This window comes from Streptococcus infantis (assembly GCF_047463635.1).
Taxonomy (GTDB): Bacteria; Bacillota; Bacilli; order Lactobacillales; family Streptococcaceae; genus Streptococcus; species Streptococcus infantis_W.
The window spans coordinates 23,371-40,809 of the sequence record NZ_JASHDL010000011.1 but is presented as its reverse complement, the minus strand read 5'-3'; the positions used below and the strand labels follow the sequence as shown (position 1 = coordinate 40,809).

Annotated in this window: 17 protein-coding genes; 14 read left to right on the top strand and 3 right to left on the bottom strand. The window is 37.3% G+C overall.

Annotated elements, in window-relative coordinates; translation table 11 throughout:
• Nucleotides 1–17 precede the first annotated feature (17 nt).
• Entirely contained in the window at nt 18–1,640 is a 1,623-nt protein-coding gene (locus QM867_RS07355) for an ATP-binding cassette domain-containing protein (protein WP_000958799.1), read from the bottom strand.
• A gap of 206 nt (nt 1,641–1,846) precedes the next feature.
• On the opposite strand from QM867_RS07355, the gene trpS reads away from it, so the two are divergent.
• Both trpS and guaB read left to right on the top strand, forming a co-directional pair.
• The gene (trpS, locus tag QM867_RS07350) at nt 1,847–2,872 is read left to right on the top strand and encodes a tryptophan--tRNA ligase (protein WP_248035091.1); all 1,026 of its coding nucleotides are present in this window, start codon (nt 1,847–1,849) and stop codon (nt 2,870–2,872) included.
• Between the two features lie 161 nt (nt 2,873–3,033).
• Nucleotides 3,034–4,512 (top strand): IMP dehydrogenase, encoded by a 1,479-nt coding sequence (gene guaB, locus QM867_RS07345; protein WP_414315448.1) that lies wholly within the window; start codon nt 3,034–3,036, stop codon nt 4,510–4,512.
• 52 nt (nt 4,513–4,564) lie between these two features.
• On the opposite strand, the gene recF is transcribed toward guaB, so the two are convergent.
• Nucleotides 4,565–5,656, bottom strand: a complete 1,092-nt coding sequence (gene recF, locus QM867_RS07340) for a DNA replication/repair protein RecF (RefSeq protein ID WP_371608106.1) — start codon at nt 5,654–5,656, stop codon at nt 4,565–4,567.
• A gap of 2 nt (nt 5,657–5,658) precedes the next feature.
• Nucleotides 5,659–6,027: a S4 domain-containing protein YaaA gene (gene yaaA, locus QM867_RS07335; protein ID WP_075231086.1), complete on the bottom strand. Its 369-nt coding sequence runs from the start codon at nt 6,025–6,027 to the stop codon at nt 5,659–5,661.
• 161 nt (nt 6,028–6,188) lie between these two features.
• Here yaaA and yfmF point away from each other — a divergent pair, with 161 nt between their 5' ends.
• From yfmF to tsf, 12 genes are all read left to right on the top strand, one after another.
• Complete coding sequence (yfmF, locus tag QM867_RS07330) at nt 6,189–7,439, top strand: EF-P 5-aminopentanol modification-associated protein YfmF (RefSeq protein WP_414315447.1); 1,251 nt, start codon at nt 6,189–6,191, stop codon at nt 7,437–7,439.
• Nucleotides 7,436–8,719 (top strand): EF-P 5-aminopentanol modification-associated protein YfmH, encoded by a 1,284-nt coding sequence (gene yfmH / locus QM867_RS07325; RefSeq protein WP_414311363.1) that lies wholly within the window; start codon nt 7,436–7,438, stop codon nt 8,717–8,719. Before yfmF ends, yfmH begins: the two co-directional genes overlap by 4 nt.
• A 37-nt stretch (nt 8,720–8,756) precedes the next feature.
• On the top strand, nt 8,757–9,581 hold the full coding sequence (rodZ, locus tag QM867_RS07320; RefSeq protein WP_414311362.1) for a cytoskeleton protein RodZ: 825 nt from the start codon (nt 8,757–8,759) through the stop codon (nt 9,579–9,581).
• Between the two features lie 11 nt (nt 9,582–9,592).
• Nucleotides 9,593–10,132, top strand: coding sequence for a CDP-diacylglycerol--glycerol-3-phosphate 3-phosphatidyltransferase (gene pgsA / locus QM867_RS07315; RefSeq protein ID WP_414315446.1), 540 nt, complete (start codon nt 9,593–9,595; stop codon nt 10,130–10,132).
• A 2-nt stretch (nt 10,133–10,134) separates the two neighbouring features.
• Entirely contained in the window at nt 10,135–10,962 is an 828-nt protein-coding gene (locus QM867_RS07310; RefSeq protein ID WP_281335765.1) for an energy-coupling factor ABC transporter ATP-binding protein, read from the top strand.
• A complete protein-coding gene (locus QM867_RS07305) occupies nt 10,947–11,786 on the top strand; it encodes an energy-coupling factor transporter ATPase (protein ID WP_414315445.1) in 840 nt (279 codons plus the stop codon). Before QM867_RS07310 ends, QM867_RS07305 begins: the two co-directional genes overlap by 16 nt.
• Nucleotides 11,779–12,573, top strand: a complete 795-nt coding sequence (locus QM867_RS07300; RefSeq protein WP_414311359.1) for an energy-coupling factor transporter transmembrane component T family protein — start codon at nt 11,779–11,781, stop codon at nt 12,571–12,573. The genes QM867_RS07305 and QM867_RS07300 overlap by 8 nt, the downstream gene beginning before the upstream one ends.
• A 21-nt stretch (nt 12,574–12,594) precedes the next feature.
• A complete protein-coding gene (gene mreC / locus QM867_RS07295) occupies nt 12,595–13,416 on the top strand; it encodes a rod shape-determining protein MreC (protein ID WP_414315444.1) in 822 nt (273 codons plus the stop codon).
• On the top strand, nt 13,413–13,907 hold the full coding sequence (gene mreD / locus QM867_RS07290; RefSeq protein ID WP_414315443.1) for a rod shape-determining protein MreD: 495 nt from the start codon (nt 13,413–13,415) through the stop codon (nt 13,905–13,907). Before mreC ends, mreD begins: the two co-directional genes overlap by 4 nt.
• A 91-nt stretch (nt 13,908–13,998) precedes the next feature.
• Nucleotides 13,999–15,204: a peptidoglycan hydrolase PcsB gene (pcsB, locus tag QM867_RS07285; protein WP_153224650.1), complete on the top strand. Its 1,206-nt coding sequence runs from the start codon at nt 13,999–14,001 to the stop codon at nt 15,202–15,204.
• A 300-nt stretch (nt 15,205–15,504) separates the two neighbouring features.
• Entirely contained in the window at nt 15,505–16,287 is a 783-nt protein-coding gene (gene rpsB / locus QM867_RS07280; protein ID WP_000268462.1) for a 30S ribosomal protein S2, read from the top strand.
• Nucleotides 16,288–16,365: 78 nt separating this feature from the next.
• Entirely contained in the window at nt 16,366–17,406 is a 1,041-nt protein-coding gene (gene tsf / locus QM867_RS07275; protein WP_000808094.1) for a translation elongation factor Ts, read from the top strand.
• Nucleotides 17,407–17,439: the final 33 nt, after the last annotated feature.

Genomic DNA, 17,439 nt, shown 5'->3' with positions numbered 1-17,439 from the left:
GAGTTTTAAAGTATTATTTAGTCTTTCCAAAGTTCTTTAACTTTTGCTTGTACTTCAGCATTTTCTAAGAATTCATCATAGGTTTCATCGATACGGTCAATTACACCATTTTTAGATAGGACAATAATGTGGTTAGCCAATGTTTGAATGAATTCATGGTCATGACTGGCGAAGATGATAGATTCTTTGAAGTTTTTCAAACCATCGTTTAAACTTGAAATAGATTCCAAATCTAAGTGATTAGTAGGATCGTCAAGTACTAGAACATTTGATTTCAAAAGCATGAGTTTCGATAGCATCACGCGCACTTTTTCTCCCCCTGACAAGACATTTACAGGTTTGTTAACCTCATCTCCAGAGAAGAGCATACGACCAAGGAAACCACGCAAGAAGGTATTGTCATCTTCTTCTTTACTTGCAAATTGACGGAGCCAGTCAAGGATAGATTCACTCCCAGCAAAATCAGCTGAATTGTCTTTTGGTAAGTAAGAGCGACTAGTTGTAACCCCCCACTTGACAGTTCCCTCATAGTCAATATCACCCATAATAGCACGAATCAATGCAGTTGTTTGAATGTCGTTTTGACCGATAAGAGCTGTCTTGTCACCTGGACGCAAGATAAAGCTGATGTTGTCAAGAATAGTTTCACCATCAATCTTGACAGATAGATTTTCTACTGTCAAGAGATCGTTTCCGATTTCTCGTTCAGCTTTAAAGTTGATAAATGGATATTTACGACTAGATGGCACAATTTCTTCAAGTTCAATCTTATCAAGCATTTTCTTACGTGATGTTGCTTGTCTTGATTTAGAAGCATTAGCAGAAAAACGAGCAACGAATTCTTGGAGTTGCTTAATTTTTTCTTCTGCTTTAGCATTACGGTCTGCTAGCAATTTAGCAGCAAGCTCAGAAGATTCTTTCCAGAAGTCGTAGTTTCCGACATAGAGTTTGATTTTTCCAAAGTCAAGGTCGGCCATGTGAGTACATACTTTATTTAAGAAGTGACGGTCATGGGACACAACAATAACGGTGTTATCAAAATCAATCAAGAAATCTTCTAACCAAGTAATAGATTGGATATCCAAACCGTTGGTCGGCTCATCCAAAAGAAGGACATCTGGTTTACCAAATAGAGCTTTAGCAAGGAGTACTTTCACTTTGTCTCCATTTGCAAGTTCACTCATATTTTGGTAATGAAGATCTTCAGGGATATTCAAGTTTTGCAAGAGTTGTGAAGCTTCACTCTCAGCTTCCCAACCACCTAGTTCAGCAAATTCACCTTCAAGCTCAGCTGCACGAACTCCATCTTCATCAGTAAAGTCTGCTTTCATATAGATAGCATCTTTTTCTTTCATGATGTTGTATAGTTTTTCATTACCCATGATAACAACATCAATAACACGTTCATCCTCATAGTCAAAGTGATTTTGACGAAGCACAGAAAGACGTTCATCAGGTCCAAGAGAAACATGACCAGTTGTAGGTTCGATATCACCAGCTAAGATTTTTAAAAATGTTGATTTACCTGCACCGTTAGCACCAATTAAACCATATGTGTTTCCTTCTGTAAATTTGATGTTGACCTCATCAAAAAGTTTGCGATCACTAAAACGTAGTGAAACATCAGATACTGTTAGCAATTTTTTTCTCCTATTATATATAATACTCTAATTCTACTAGAAAATCAGCAAATATTCAAATTTTTATCTGTCAATTATTTGTAAAGGATGTTTACAGATAGTTTACAGCTGAGGAGTTGAAATCGTAATTATTTGATAAAAAAAATTACCTGTCTTTTTATCAAAAAAATGCTATAATTGAAAGGACTATATCAAAGGAGAATAAGATGAATAAACCCATTATTTTAACAGGAGATCGTCCAACGGGGAAATTACATATTGGGCACTACGTTGGTAGCTTAAAAAATCGTGTCTTATTACAGCAAGAAGATAAATATGACATGTTTGTTTTTTTGGCTGACCAGCAAGCTTTAACTGACCATGCAAAAGATCCACAAACAATTGTAGAGTCTATTGGGAATGTTGCTTTGGACTATCTTGCAGTGGGATTGGATCCTAACAAATCAACGATTTTCATTCAAAGCCAGATTCCAGAATTGGCAGAGCTTTCTATGTATTACATGAATCTAGTGTCTTTGGCTCGTCTGGAGCGTAATCCTACTGTAAAGACAGAAATTGCTCAGAAAGGATTTGGAGAAAGTATTCCAACTGGATTTTTAGTTTATCCAATTGCTCAAGCAGCAGATATCACAGCTTTTAAGGCTAACTATGTTCCTGTAGGTACAGACCAAAAACCGATGATTGAACAAACGCGTGAGATTGTGCGTTCATTCAACCATGCCTATAATTGTGATGTTTTAGTAGAACCGGAAGGAATTTATCCTGAAAATGAAGGAGCAGGTCGCTTACCTGGTCTTGATGGAAATGCCAAAATGTCTAAATCGCTTAATAATGGTATCTACTTGTCAGATGATGCAGATACTTTGCGTAAGAAAGTAATGAGTATGTATACAGATCCAGATCACATTCGTGTTGAGGATCCAGGTAAGATTGAAGGAAATATGGTTTTCCATTACTTAGACGTATTCGGACGTCCTGAAGATGCTCAAGAAATTGCTGACATGAAAGAGCATTATCAACGTGGAGGTCTAGGTGATGTTAAGACAAAACGGTATCTACTTGAAATCCTAGACCGTGAACTTGGTCCAATCCGTGAACGTCGCCTAGAATATGCTAAAGATATGGGTGAAGTGTATAATATGTTACAAAAAGGTAGTGAAAAAGCTCGAGAAGTTGCTGGCCAAACGCTATCAGAAGTAAAATCAGCAATGGGTCTAAATTACTTTCATTAATAGATAAAATACGAACTCTAAAACTATCTCTTCTTTAAAATTAAAGGGATAGTTTTTTACATTATCTATTATCAATATAATTGACAAATTTTCATAGAATGGTATGATAGATACAATACAAAAAGCGTCAAGCTCAAAAAGAAAGAAAAGAGGAAACTTCAATGTCTAATTGGGACACTAAATTTTTGAAAAAAGGTTTTACCTTTGATGATGTATTGCTTATTCCAGCAGAGAGCCATGTGTTGCCTAATGATGCGGATTTAACAACGAAATTGGCTGATAATCTGAATTTAAATATCCCAATTATTACAGCTGCGATGGATACTGTAACAGAAAGCCAGATGGCCATTGCTATCGCGCGAGCAGGTGGTCTTGGAGTTATCCATAAAAACATGTCTATTGAACAACAGGCAGATGAAGTTCGTAAGGTAAAACGTTCTGAGAATGGTGTTATTATCGATCCATTTTTCTTGACTCCAGAGCATACAATTGCAGAAGCAGACGAACTCATGGGACGTTACCGTATCAGTGGTGTTCCAGTGGTAGAAACTCTCGAAAACCGTAAGTTAATTGGTATATTGACCAATCGAGATCTTCGCTTTATTTCTGACTACAACCAACCAATTTCAAAACACATGACCAGTGAAAACTTGGTTACTGCTCCAGTTGGTACAGACTTAAAAACTGCTGAGAGCATTCTTCAAGAACACCGTATTGAAAAACTTCCACTGGTTGATGAAAAAGGTCGTCTTTCTGGCTTGATCACAATCAAAGATATTGAAAAAGTAATTGAATTTCCAAATGCTGCAAAAGATGAATTTGGTCGTCTTCTTGTTGCTGGTGCGGTAGGTGTTACTTCTGATACATTTGAACGTGCTGAAGCCCTCTTTGAAGCAGGGGCTGATGCCATTGTTATCGATACTGCTCATGGTCACTCAGCGGGTGTTCTTCGTAAAATCGCTGAAATCCGTGCGCATTTCCCAGACCGTACACTGATTGCTGGGAACATCGCTACTGCTGAAGGTGCGCGTGCCCTTTATGACGCAGGAGTTGACGTTGTTAAAGTTGGTATTGGACCAGGTTCAATCTGTACAACTCGTGTTATTGCAGGTGTCGGAGTTCCACAAGTTACAGCTATCTATGATGCGGCAGCAGTTGCGCGTGAATATGGCAAAACAATCATCGCTGATGGTGGAATCAAGTATTCTGGCGATATTGTAAAAGCTCTTGCTGCTGGTGGAAATGCAGTAATGCTTGGTTCAATGTTCGCGGGAACAGATGAAGCTCCAGGTGAAACTGAAATCTTCCAAGGACGTAAGTTCAAGACATACCGCGGTATGGGCTCAATTGCTGCTATGAAGAAGGGGTCAAGCGACCGTTACTTCCAAGGTTCTGTCAATGAAGCAAACAAACTGGTTCCAGAAGGAATCGAAGGTCGTGTTGCTTATAAAGGTGCAGCAGCCGATATCGTCTTCCAAATGATTGGTGGTATTCGTTCTGGTATGGGTTACTGTGGTGCTGCTAACCTAAAAGAATTACATGACAATGCTCAGTTTATCGAAATGTCTGGTGCTGGTCTAAAAGAAAGCCATCCACACGATGTGCAAATCACAAATGAAGCACCAAACTACTCAATGTAATAAAAAAATCTCCTGTTTGACAGGAGATTTTTTTATTACAATATTGTAAATATTAGTTTACAGACAATTGACCATCTTTTACTGTAAATACACTGAGATTATCAGGTAAGTTCTGAAGATGCTCTAAACTAGTTGTAGTAATAAAGGTTTGAATGTTTTGAGATATAGTCTCTAATAATTTAAGTTGACGAGTATTGTCAAGTTCACTCATAACATCGTCAAGTAAAAGAATAGGCGCTTCCTTGGTAATACTCTCCATCAACTCAATTTCAGCTAGTTTGATAGAGAGGACAAGGCTACGATGCTGTCCTTGACTGCCAAAACTTGCTTCTATACCGTTGATTAAGAAAATCATATCATCTCGATGAGGACCAACTCCAGTATTCTTCTTAAATAAATCTCTTGATCTACTTTTTTGAAGTGCTGCATAGAAAGATTCTGCTAGTTTTCCCTTGTCAGTGAAGTTTACGGATGGTTGATAACGAATTGACAACTCTTCTAATTGGTCTGAAATATCAAAGTGCTTTTCACGACCAAAAGATTCCATTTTTTTTATAAATTCTTCTCTGTGGACCATCACCCGACAACCGTAGTCTACTAGCTGGTCATCTAGAACAGATAAAAATGTTTCGTCAATCTGATTCGCTGATTTTAAGTAGGTATTTCTTTGTTTGAGCACATGGTTGTAGCTTGACAAGTCTGACAAGTATATGGGTTTGATTTGTCCTAGTTCCATATCTATAAACTTACGTCGGATAGCAGGTGCTCCTTTGACAAGTTGTAAATCTTCGGGTGCAAATAGAACAACATTCATGTGTCCAATATAGTCAGATAGCCGAGCTTGTTTTAAGTGATTAACTTTAGTAATCCGACCTTTTGGAGTCAAGTCAATCTCAAGTGGAACAGTAGCCGTTCGTTTTTGAAGAATTCCAGAAACTTGAAGCTGTTCTTCTTCAAATTGAATTAAATTTTTGTCTGTCTTTGTCCGATGGCTTCTAGTTAAAGCTAAAAAGTAAATACTTTCCAGGAGATTGGTTTTGCCTTGTGCATTTCGACCAACAAATACATTCAATTTAGGATTAAATTCAATTTCAGTATCCTGATAGTTTCGAAATTGTTTGATGGATAAATTTTTCAGCCACATACTTATCTACCTGGGAAACGTGGCGCAGTTTTTGTTTCAGCTTTCTGGGTCTTTTTTGTTGGCTTTTTTTTGACCGTCTTATTCATTTCTTTGACAAGTTTAGCCACACGTTCTTTCTCAAGTTTTTCTTGAAGATATTCTTCCTGTTCTTCTTGACTAGGTTGAGTCAAAATGATGTGGATTTTCAAATCAGGAATGTCGATGGAGTCTCCGATTCTTACTTTTTTCCCACGACGATTTTCCAATTCGCCATTAAAGTAGACAAGATGCTCAGCTAAAAAGGATTTAATGGCTCCGCCACTGTGTATAATACCAAGTTCTTTCAAGAGAGCTTGGAGAGTGATAAATTCTTCAAATAATTTGTATTCCATAGTTCACCTCAATCTTTGGTATTATACCATATTTTACCTTGAAATGGCAGAGGTAAATTCATTAGAAATGAAAGCGATTTTAATTCTAAAAGGAATAAAGAGAACAAGAAAATTTTCTCTTTTCATGGTATAATAGAACTCTATGTAGAAGGAGGTAAGCGATGGAGTTAGTACCTGGAATTGCAGTGCATTTTATCCAATCAAAAAAATTTAAAACTAATAAAATTACTGTGCGTTTCACAGCTCCATTGTCTTTGGATTCAATTTCAAGTCGCATGTTAAGTGCCAGTATGTTTGAAACTGCCAACCAAAGTTATCCAACTGCTCAACTGTTTAGAAAACGTTTAGCAACCTTGTATGGAACTGATTTGTCAGCGCACGCCTATCGAAGAGGACAAAGTCATCTTGTGGATTTGAATATTACCTATGTGCGTGATGAATTTTTAAGTAAGAAAAACGTATTAACTTCTCAAATTTTAGAATTACTGCACCAGGTTCTGTTTACACCATTGTCGGATGAGGATGGATTTGAGAAAAATGCTTTTGACATCGAGAAAAAACAGATCTTATCAAGGCTAGAATCAGAATTGGAAGACCCATTCTTCTTTGCACATAAAGAGTTAGATCAATTGTTTTTCCAAGAAGAATCAATGCAGCTAGTTCCAAAAGATTTGATTTCTAGAATTTCAGAAGAGACTTCAAAAACATGTTTTTCAAGCTATCAAAAAATGCTAAAAGAAGACCAAATAGATATTTTCTTCTTAGGCGATTTTAATGAAATTGAAGTTTTAGAGTTTTTACATAAATTTCCTTTAACAGGTCGTAAATTAGCTGTAAACATTCAATATCAGCAACCCTATTCTAATATTCTTAGAGAAGGTATTGTTAGAAAGAGATTAGGACAGTCTGTTTTAGAGATGGGCTACCATAGTTCAGTGGCATATGGTGATGAAGAACAGATGGCAGTGCTTCTTGTAAATGGTCTTTTAGGAGCCTTTCCTCATTCGAAACTATTTACCCAAGTGCGAGAAAAAGAAGGACTGGCCTATACGGTATCAAGTCATTTGGATCTCTTTAGTGGATTTTTACAACTATTTGCTGGAATTGATCGGCAAAATCGAAACAAGGTAAGAAAATTGATGAATCATCAGTTACTTGACATAAAAAATGGCAAGTTTACAGATAAGGAAATTGATCAGACCAAACAAATGATTCGTCGCTCTTTACTACTAGCTCAGGATAATCAAGATTCTATCGTCGATAAATATTATTTGTCAACTTTTTTTGGGAAGGCGAATCTTGATACAAAAACTTTAATCGATAAGCTTGAACAAGTTGATAGAGAAGCAATTTGTGAAGCAGCAAACAGTTTTAAGTTGCAGGCTATTTATTTTATGGAAGGAGCAGAATGACCAGACCTACTTTTCAAAAGAAATATTATCCTGCTGTAAAAGAAACTTTGTATCAAACTAGCTTAGAAAATGGTTTGACAGTTACTTTACTACCTAAAAAGGACTTTAACGAGGTTTATGGCGTTGTAAGTGTCCAAGTTGGTTCTGTTGACACAAGGTTTACAGTGGATGGTAATGACTTACAACAATATCCACAAGGAATCGCTCATTTCTTAGAACATAAGCTTTTTGAAAGAGAAGATTCTGGAGATGTTATGGCAGCTTTTACAGAGTTGGGTGCTGAAAGTAATGCCTTTACGAGCTTTACGAACACTAGCTATCTTTTCTCGACTTCTGAAAATGTTCTAGAGTGTTTAGATTTGCTAGAAGAACTTGTCACTACTTTCAATATGACTGAAGAATCTGTGGAGCGCGAAAAGGATATCATTCAACAGGAAAGAGAGATGTATCAGGATGATCCGGATTCTTGTCTATTTTTCAAGACTTTGGCAAATCTCTATCCAGAAAGTCCTTTAGCTTCAGATATTGTTGGTAGTGAAAACTCTATTGATGCTATTTGTTTGGAGGATTTAGAAGAGAACTTTAAAGAGTTTTACAGACCTGTCAATAGTAATATCTTTTTAGTGGGGAATTTTGATTTTGAACTGCTTGAAGATTATTTTGCTACGAAATCTCATCCTCAAGAAAAAAAACATGAGTTTAAGAGAGAAAAAATACCTTTACATCCTGTAAAGACTACTGAAAGTTTACGGATGGACGTGGCTTCTCCAAAATTAGCGATCGGTATTAGAGGAAATGAAGACATAGGAAATCGAGATCAGTATCGTTATCATCTTTTATTGAAATTGTTGTTTACAATGATGTTTGGTTGGACTTCACAAAGATTTCAAAAATTATATGAGACAGGTAAACTGGATGCTTCCCTGTCTCTAGAAATAGAAGTAGATCCTCGTTTCCATTTTGTGATATTAACAATGGATACAAAGGAACCTGTGGCACTTTCTCATCAATTTCGTAAAGCTATTCGCAATTTTGTTAAAGATGAGGATATAACTGAGGATCACTTGGATATTGTAAAAACTGAGATGTATGGAGAATTTCTTCATAGTATGGATTCTCTTGAATACATTGCTACTCAGTATCATCCAACTGATACAGGTTCTACCCTGTTTGACCTTCCTAAACTTTTGCAGGAAATTACTTTAGAAGATATTCTAGAGGCTGGACATGATTTGATAGATAATAGCGATATGGTTGATTGTACAATTTTCCCGATATAATCGCTAGAAAATACACTAGAAAGAAGGAATGTTAAGTATGAGAAAAAAAACAATTGGTGAGGTCTTACGTCTTGCAAGAATTAACCAAGGACTGAGCTTAGAGGAATTGCACAGAAAGACAGATATTCAGCTGGATTTGTTGGAGGCAATGGAGTCAGATGATTTTGACAAACTACCGAGTACTTTTTATGCTCGTTCATTTTTGAGAAAGTATGCTTGGGCTGTTGAATTAGATGAAAATATTGTTCTAGATGCCTATGATTCGGGAAGTATGATTACTTATGAAGAAGTTGATGTAGATGAGATTGAACTTTCAGGACGTAGACGGTCTAATCGAAAGAAAAATTCATTTCTCCCGCTATTTTACTTTGTTCTTTTTTCTTTATCAATTTTAATTTTTGTAACCTACTATGTGTGGAATTATATTCAAACCCAACCAACTGCGTCTTCTGCGGCAACTTATAGTGTTGTGAGTTCAACAAGTAGCTCTAGTAGTGTAGCATCAAGTAGTAGTCAAGCTACTAGTTCATCAAGTTCGAGTGAGGCAACTACTTTGACTGTTTCAGGTCAGGGAGATGCTTTATCAGTGGAATATAAGACATCTAAAGATTCTGCGGATCTTCAATTATCTGTAACAGATACAACAAGCTGGATTAGCGTTTCGGATACTGATTTAGCAGGGGGAGTGACTCTTGAACCTAATAATAAAACAGCCAAAACAACCATTTCTAAAGGATCTCCAGTAACCATAACATTGGGTGTTGTTAAAGGAGTATCGGTGAAAATTGATAATAAGGAAATTGACACTTCAAAATTAACTGGTCAAACTGGTTGGATTACTCTAACATTAAGTTCAAACTAAGGAAGGATAATATGAAAAAAGAAAATATTCCTAACATACTGACGCTTGGTAGAATTTTATTTATTCCGATTTTTGTTCTCCTTCTATCATTTGGACCATCTCCTGTGTTACATAAAATAGCAGCAGTTATTTTTGCTATTGCCAGTATCACTGATTATCTAGATGGTTATTTAGCTAGAAAATGGCAAGTGGTTAGTAATTTTGGTAAATTTGCAGATCCAATGGCTGATAAATTATTGGTTATGTCAGCCTTTATCATGTTGGTCGGTCTAAAGATGGCACCAGCTTGGGTGGTAGCAGTTATTATCTGCCGTGAACTTGCAGTCACTGGTTTGCGCTTGCTCTTAGTTGAAACAGGTGGAACTGTTTTAGCTGCAGCAATGCCAGGAAAAATTAAAACATTTAGTCAGATGTTTGCGATTATATTCTTGCTACTTCACTGGAATGTGCTTGGTCAGATAACTCTTTATATTGCCTTGTTTTTCACAGTTTATTCTGGTTATGATTATTTCAAGGGAAGCGCATATTTGTTTAAAGGAACCTTTCGTTAGATATGGAATCGATTATTGAGATAAAAGACCTGTCTTTTCGATATCAGACAGATCAAGAACATTATGATGTTCATAACATTTCGTTTCACGTGAAACGTGGAGCATGGTTGTCTATCGTTGGTCATAATGGTAGTGGAAAATCAACGACAGTTCGCTTGATTGATGGTTTGCTCGAGGCTGAATCTGGAGAAATTTGGATAGACGGTGATTGCCTAACTCCAGAAAATGTCTGGGGAAAAAGACGTAAGATTGGTATGGTCTTTCAAAATCCTGATAACCAATTCGTAGGAGCAACTGTTGAAGACGACGTTGCTTTTGGACTGGAAAATCAAGGAATCCCACTTGAAGAGATGAAGAAACGCGTTTCTGAGGCTTTATCATTGGTTGGGATGGCTGAATTTGCTAAAAAGGAACCATCTCGTTTATCAGGAGGTCAGAAACAGAGAGTAGCTATTGCAGGAGTTGTAGCTCTGCGACCAGATATTTTAATCTTGGATGAGGCTACAAGTATGTTGGACCCAGAAGGACGACTAGAGTTGATTAAGATAGTCCAGAAAATTCGCCAAGACCACCAGATAACAGTTATCTCCATTACGCATGATTTAGATGAGGTTGCTATGAGTGACCGTGTTTTAGTAATGAAAAAAGGGAAAGTCGAGTCAACAAGCACTCCTAGAGAATTATTTTCTAGAGCGGATCTAGATCAAATTGGCTTAGACCAACCCTTTGTCAACCAATTAAAACAATCACTGCGTGATAATGGCTTAAAATTACCAGAGCACTACCTGACCGAGGAGGAGCTCGAGGAGGCTTTATGGGAATTATTCTAGACAATGTTAGTTATACGTATCAGGAAGGAACACCCTTTGCCTCAGCTGCTTTGTCAGATGTCAGTTTGTCAATAGAGGATGGTTCTTATACTGCCATTATTGGGCATACAGGAAGCGGAAAGTCTACAATCCTTCAACTTTTGAATGGTTTGTTGGTTCCTACAGAGGGAAGTGTTCGTGTTTTTGATACATTGATTACACCAACATCAGTTAATAAGCAAATTCGTCAAATTCGCAAACAAGTTGGCCTGGTATTTCAGTTTGCAGAGAATCAAATCTTTGAGGAAACTGTCCTAAAAGATGTGGCTTTTGGCCCTCAAAATTTTGGAGTTTCTGTAGAAGAGGCAGAAGCTATTGCGCGTGAAAAACTAGCTTTAGTAGGAATCGATGAATCACTCTTTGAACGAAGTCCATTTGAACTCTCGGGTGGACAAATGAGACGGGTTGCGATTGCTGGAATTTTGGCAATGGAGCCAAGAATTTTGGTCTTAGATGAGCCAACAGCTGGTTTGGACCCAATTGGTCGAAAAGAGTTGATGACCTTGTTTAAAAAGCTTCATCAAGATGGCATAACAATTGTTTTAGTAACCCACCTTATGGATGATGTGGCCGAATTTGCTGATCAAGTTTATGTGATGGAAAAAGGGAAACTAGTTAAAGGTGGGAAACCAGGTCTTGTCTTTCAAAATGTCGAATTTATGGAAAAAATCCAATTGGGTGTTCCTAAAATCACACGATTTGCTCAAAGGCTAGTTGACAGAGGAATTTCTTTCGAACAATTGCCGATAACGATAGAGGAGTTTAAGGAGTTTATCAATGGATAATATGATTTTAGGTCAATACATACCAGGAAATTCGATTATTCATCGTCTAGATCCTCGTAGTAAGTTAGTAGCAATGATTTTATTGATCATCATCGCTTTTTGGGCCAATAATCCAATTACAAATCTCATACTCTTCATTGCAACAGGCATATTTGTCGTTTTATCAGAAGTTCCCTTATCTTTTTTTATAAAAGGTTTGCGATCTATGTTTTTTCTGATTGCTTTTACAACCCTTTTTCAACTGTTCTTTATCTCTGGTGGTCACGTCTTGTTCGAGATGGGATTTATAAAAATCACAAGCTATGGTATTGAGCAAGCAGGAATTATTTTTTGTCGTTTTGTGTTGATTATTTTTTTCTCAACTTTGCTTACTTTGACGACCATGCCACTAAGTTTGGCAACAGCAGTTGAATCCTTGCTTGGACCTTTAAAAAGATTTAAGGTTCCAGTTCATGAGATTGGGCTCATGTTGTCTATGAGTTTGCGATTTGTACCAACCTTGATGGATGATACGATTCGCATAATGAATGCTCAAAAGGCGCGTGGTGTTGATTTTGGAGAAGGAAATGTAATCCAAAAAGTTAAGGCTATGATACCTATTTTGATTCCTTTGTTCGCTACGAGTTTGAAAAGAGCAGATTCTCTTGCTACAGCCATGGAAGCTAGAGGCTATCAAGGTGGAAATGGACGCAGTCAGTATCGACAGTTAAATTGGATGAACAGAGACAGTATAGCGCTATTATTTGTTTGTGTATTGGGTGCAATTCTATTTTTGCTAAAATCTTAGAATGTAATATAAGGTAGAGGTATGAACCGTTTTAAAAAATCAAAATATATCATTGTTCTATTTGTCGTTGTATTAGTAGTATCCGTTTTTTTAGTGACAACACAATCAAGTGCAGTTGTAACAAAAGCTGGAGATGGAATTTCATTAGTCGATAGAATAGTGCAAAAGCCTTTTCAATGGCTTTCTTCCGTAAAATCTGATTTAGGTCGTTTGACCAGAACCTATAACGAGAATGAAACTCTCAAAAAAGAACTCTATCAGATGAAGAAGGAAACGAATGAAGCAGACAGTTTGAAGGAAGAAAATGAGCAACTACGTCAGTTATTGGATATGAAGTCAAAATTGAATGCAACCAAGTTAATTGCTTCTGACGTCATCATGAGAACTCCTGCAACCTGGAAACAAGAGTTGACAATTGATGCAGGTTCTCAACAAGGCGTGACAAGCAATATGCTTGTTATAGCTGGTGGGGGACTAATTGGAAGCGTGGGAAAGATTGAAGATAACTCTACTGTAGTCAACTTATTAACCAACGCTGAAAATACAGAGAAAATATCTGTTAAAATCCAGCATGGATCTACCAGTGTTTATGGAATTATCATTGGCTACGATAAGGAAAAAGATCTACTGAAAATTAGTCAATTAAATAGCAGTAGCGACATTAGTAAAGGCGATAAGGTCGTAACTGGTGGTCTTGGTAATTTTAATGCTACTGACATTCCAGTAGGTGAGGTCGAATCTGTGACGCATAGCAATGACTATCTGACAAGAGAGGTGTTAGTCAAACTTCAGTCTGATTCAATGAATACCAAAGTTGTAGAGTTAGTGGGGAATCCATCATGAGACTGTTGAAGCAGATAGGGATGTTTTTACTCTTGCCTATAGTTGTCTTAATAGACAGTCATTTAGGGCAATTTGCAAATAGTTTTTTTCCACATTTTCAAATTGTTAGTCACTTTATCTTCATATTCTTGTTGTTTGAAACTATTGAAGTATCGGAGTATCTATTTTTAGTTTATTGCTTATTTATTGGTCTTATATACGATATTTATTTTTTCCATTTAGTAGGGATTGCTAGTCTTCTTTTTGTGATTATTGGTGCAATCATTTATAAAAATAATGCGATTATTTTATCAAATAGATGGACTAGACTATTAGCTATTTTAATGATGACTTTCTCTTTTGAATTTGGTAGTTTTCTTCTAGCGCAAATGATTGGATTAACTGCTGAAAGTATAACAGTCTTTATCGTTTATGGTCTAGTTCCGTCAATGATATTAAACTGTCTATGGATGTTAGTTTTCCAGTTTATTTTTGAAATAATATATCTATAAGAAAGAAACAAAACTGTAATAAAGGCGTAATATTTATTAGGCCTTTTTTTGATATACTAGTATTGTCTTAAAAGAAGGAGTATTCACACTTATGAAGAAAAAAATCCTAGCATCACTTTTGTTAAGTACAGTATTAGTCTCACAAGGAGCTGTTCTTTCAAGTGTTAAAGCAAATACAACAGATGAAAAAATTGCTGCTCAAGATAGTAAAATTAGTAACTTGACAGCTCAACAGAAAGAAGCTCAAAAACAAGTAGACGAAATTCAAACTAAAGTTTCAGCTATTCAATCAGAGCAAGAAAAATTGCAATCTGAAAACGAAAAACTTCAAGAAGAATCTAAAAAACTTGAAGGTGAAATCGCAGAGCTTTCAAAAAATATTGTAGCTCGTAATGCATCGCTTGAAAACCAAGCTCGTAGTGCACAAACGAACGGAACTGCTACAAGCTACATCAATACGATTATTAACTCTGACTCAATCACAGAAGCTATTTCTCGTGTAGCAGCTATGAGTGAAATCGTATCAGCAAACAATAAAATGTTGCAGCAACAAAAAGAAGATAAGAAAGCTATCTCTGAAAAACAAGTTGCAAACAACGAAGCAATCAATACAGTCATTGCTAACCAACAAACACTTGCTGACGATGCTCAAGCTTTGACAACAAAACAAGCAGAATTGAAAGTAGCTGAGTTAAATCTTGCAGCTGAAAAAGCTACAGCAGAAAATGAAAAAACTAGCTTGTTGGAGCAAAAAGCAGCAGCAGAGGCAGAAGCTAAAGCGGCAGCAGAGGCAGAAGCAGCTTATAAAGCTAGACAAGCAAGTCAACAACAATCAGTTGCAGCATCAGCAAATACAAGCTTTGCTGCACAAGTGCAAGCAACTTCAAGTTCTTCATCATCAGATGATGATTCAAGCTACACACCTGTAGCTACTCGTACAACATCACGTCCAACATATAGTACAAATGCTTCAAGTTATCCAACTGGTGAATGTACTTGGGGAGCTAAAACATTGGCACCTTGGGCTGGAGATTATTGGGGTAACGGAGCGCAGTGGGCAACAAGTGCAGCTGCAGCAGGATTCCGTACTGGTTCTCAACCACAAGTTGGTGCGATTGCATGTTGGAATGATGGAGGATATGGACACGTAGCGGTTGTTACAGCTGTTTCATCATCATCAAGTATTCAGGTATCTGAATCTAACTACGGTGGAGATCGTACAATTGGTAACAAACGTGGATGGTTCAACCCAACTACGACTTCTGAAGGTTATGTTACTTACATCTATCCAAACTAATGAAAAAAACCGAGACTCAATTTGAGTCTCTTTTCTTATTTATAAGATGGTGAAATCCCAAGTTTGAGTTTTCGCTAAATACCCAAACTAAGTTCCACTATGGTAGAAGTTAGTGTGAGACGTTTGAGTTTTCATTGAAAAACTAGCAAAATTACTTGAAAAAAAGGCTCAACTATGATACAATGTAAATTGTCGTGTAAACGATAATACTCATTCTTGATGAATTGTGAAGCTGTTGCCTTCGGGTCGTTTTGCAAGCTGAAATCAAGAAGAGGAAAAAAACAAAAAGGAGAAATACTCATGGCAGTAATTTCAATGAAACAACTTCTTGAGGCTGGTGTACACTTTGGTCACCAAACTCGTCGCTGGAACCCTAAGATGGCTAAGTACATCTTCACTGAACGTAACGGAATCCACGTTATCGACTTGCAACAAACTGTAAAATACGCTGACCAAGCATACGACTTCATGCGTGATGCTGCAGCTAACGATGCAGTTGTATTGTTTGTTGGTACTAAGAAACAAGCAGCTGACGCAGTTGCTGAAGAAGCAGTACGTTCAGGTCAATACTTCATCAACCACCGTTGGTTGGGTGGAACTCTTACAAACTGGGGAACAATCCAAAAACGTATCGCTCGTTTGAAAGAAATCAAACGTATGGAAGAAGATGGAACTTTTGAAGTTCTTCCTAAGAAAGAAGTTGCGCTTCTTAACAAACAACGTGCACGTCTTGAAAAATTCTTGGGTGGTATCGAAGATATGCCTCGTATCCCAGATGTAATGTACGTAGTTGACCCACATAAAGAGCAAATCGCTGTTAAAGAAGCTAAAAAATTGGGAATCCCAGTTGTAGCGATGGTTGACACAAACACAGATCCAGACGATATCGATGTAATCATCCCAGCTAACGATGATGCTATCCGCGCAGTTAAGTTGATTACAGCTAAATTGGCAGACGCTATCATCGAAGGTCGCCAAGGTGAAGATGCTGTTGCAGCAGTTGAAGCAGAATTTGCAGCTTCAGAAGCTCAAGCAGACTCAATCGAAGAAATCGTTGAAGTTGTAGAAGGCGACAACGCTTAATTCATATAAATAGTAATTACCTAGGAGGGCGGGGCTTAGCCCGGCTCTCCTATTTTTAAAAAATATAGGAGAATCAAAATGGCAGAAATTACAGCTAAACTTGTTAAAGAGTTGCGTGAAAAATCTGGTGCTGGTGTTATGGACGCTAAAAAAGCATTGGTTGAAGTTGAAGGCGATATCGAAAAAGCGATCGAATTGCTTCGCGAAAAAGGTATGGCAAAAGCAGCTAAGAAAGCTGACCGTGTTGCTGCAGAAGGTTTGACTGGTGTTTATGTTGACGGTAACGTTGCAGCAGTTGTTGAAGTAAATGCTGAAACTGACTTCGTTGCGAAAAACGCTCAATTTGTTGAGTTGGTAAACGCAACAGCTAAAGCAATCGCTGAAGGAAAACCAGCTAATAACGAAGAAGCTCTTGCTTTGACAATGCCTTCAGGTGAAACTCTTGAAGCAGCTTATGTGTCTGCAACAGCAACTATCGGAGAAAAAATCTCATTCCGTCGCTTTGCTTTGATTGAAAAAACAGATGCACAACACTTCGGAGCATACCAACACAACGGTGGACGTATCGGTGTTATCTCTGTAATCGAAGGTGGAGACGAAGCACTTGCTAAACAAATTTCAATGCACATCGCTGCTATGAAACCAACAGTTCTTTCATACAAAGAATTGGATGAGCAATTTGTTAAAGATGAGTTGGCACAATTGAACCACGTTATCGACCAAGATAACGAAAGCCGTGCTATGGTTGGTAAACCAGCTCTTCCACACTTGAAATATGGATCAAAAGCTCAATTGACTGATGAAGTGATTGCTCAAGCTGAAGCTGATATTAAAGCTGAGTTGGCTGCAGAAGGCAAACCAGAAAAAATCTGGGATAAAATCATCCCAGGTAAAATGGATCGTTTCTTGCTTGACAACACTAAAGTTGACCAAGCATACACACTTCTTGCACAAGTTTACATCATGGATGACAGCAAGACAGTTGAAGCTTACCTTGAATCAGTTAATGCTTCAGTAGTTGAGTTCGCTCGCTTTGAAGTTGGTGAAGGTATCGAAAAAGCTGCAAACGACTTTGAAGCAGAAGTTGCAGCTACAATGGCAGCAGCCTTGAATAACTAATAAAAAGTAAGGAAGCAAATCAGCTTCCTTTTC

Coding starts and splice junctions, on each gene's coding strand:
- yaaA (WP_075231086.1), bottom strand. CDS start 6,027: ATGGAATACAAATTATTTGAAGAATTTATCACTCTCCAAGCTCTCTTG.
- rodZ (WP_414311362.1), top strand. CDS start 8,757: ATGAGAAAAAAAACAATTGGTGAGGTCTTACGTCTTGCAAGAATTAAC.
- QM867_RS07300 (WP_414311359.1), top strand. CDS start 11,779: ATGGATAATATGATTTTAGGTCAATACATACCAGGAAATTCGATTATT.
- mreC (WP_414315444.1), top strand. CDS start 12,595: ATGAACCGTTTTAAAAAATCAAAATATATCATTGTTCTATTTGTCGTT.
- yfmH (WP_414311363.1), top strand. CDS start 7,436: ATGACCAGACCTACTTTTCAAAAGAAATATTATCCTGCTGTAAAAGAA.
- pgsA (WP_414315446.1), top strand. CDS start 9,593: ATGAAAAAAGAAAATATTCCTAACATACTGACGCTTGGTAGAATTTTA.
- guaB (WP_414315448.1), top strand. CDS start 3,034: ATGTCTAATTGGGACACTAAATTTTTGAAAAAAGGTTTTACCTTTGAT.
- trpS (WP_248035091.1), top strand. CDS start 1,847: ATGAATAAACCCATTATTTTAACAGGAGATCGTCCAACGGGGAAATTA.
- yfmF (WP_414315447.1), top strand. CDS start 6,189: ATGGAGTTAGTACCTGGAATTGCAGTGCATTTTATCCAATCAAAAAAA.
- QM867_RS07305 (WP_414315445.1), top strand. CDS start 10,947: ATGGGAATTATTCTAGACAATGTTAGTTATACGTATCAGGAAGGAACA.
- mreD (WP_414315443.1), top strand. CDS start 13,413: ATGAGACTGTTGAAGCAGATAGGGATGTTTTTACTCTTGCCTATAGTT.
- QM867_RS07310 (WP_281335765.1), top strand. CDS start 10,135: ATGGAATCGATTATTGAGATAAAAGACCTGTCTTTTCGATATCAGACA.
- rpsB (WP_000268462.1), top strand. CDS start 15,505: ATGGCAGTAATTTCAATGAAACAACTTCTTGAGGCTGGTGTACACTTT.
- pcsB (WP_153224650.1), top strand. CDS start 13,999: ATGAAGAAAAAAATCCTAGCATCACTTTTGTTAAGTACAGTATTAGTC.
- tsf (WP_000808094.1), top strand. CDS start 16,366: ATGGCAGAAATTACAGCTAAACTTGTTAAAGAGTTGCGTGAAAAATCT.
- recF (WP_371608106.1), bottom strand. CDS start 5,656: ATGTGGCTGAAAAATTTATCCATCAAACAATTTCGAAACTATCAGGAT.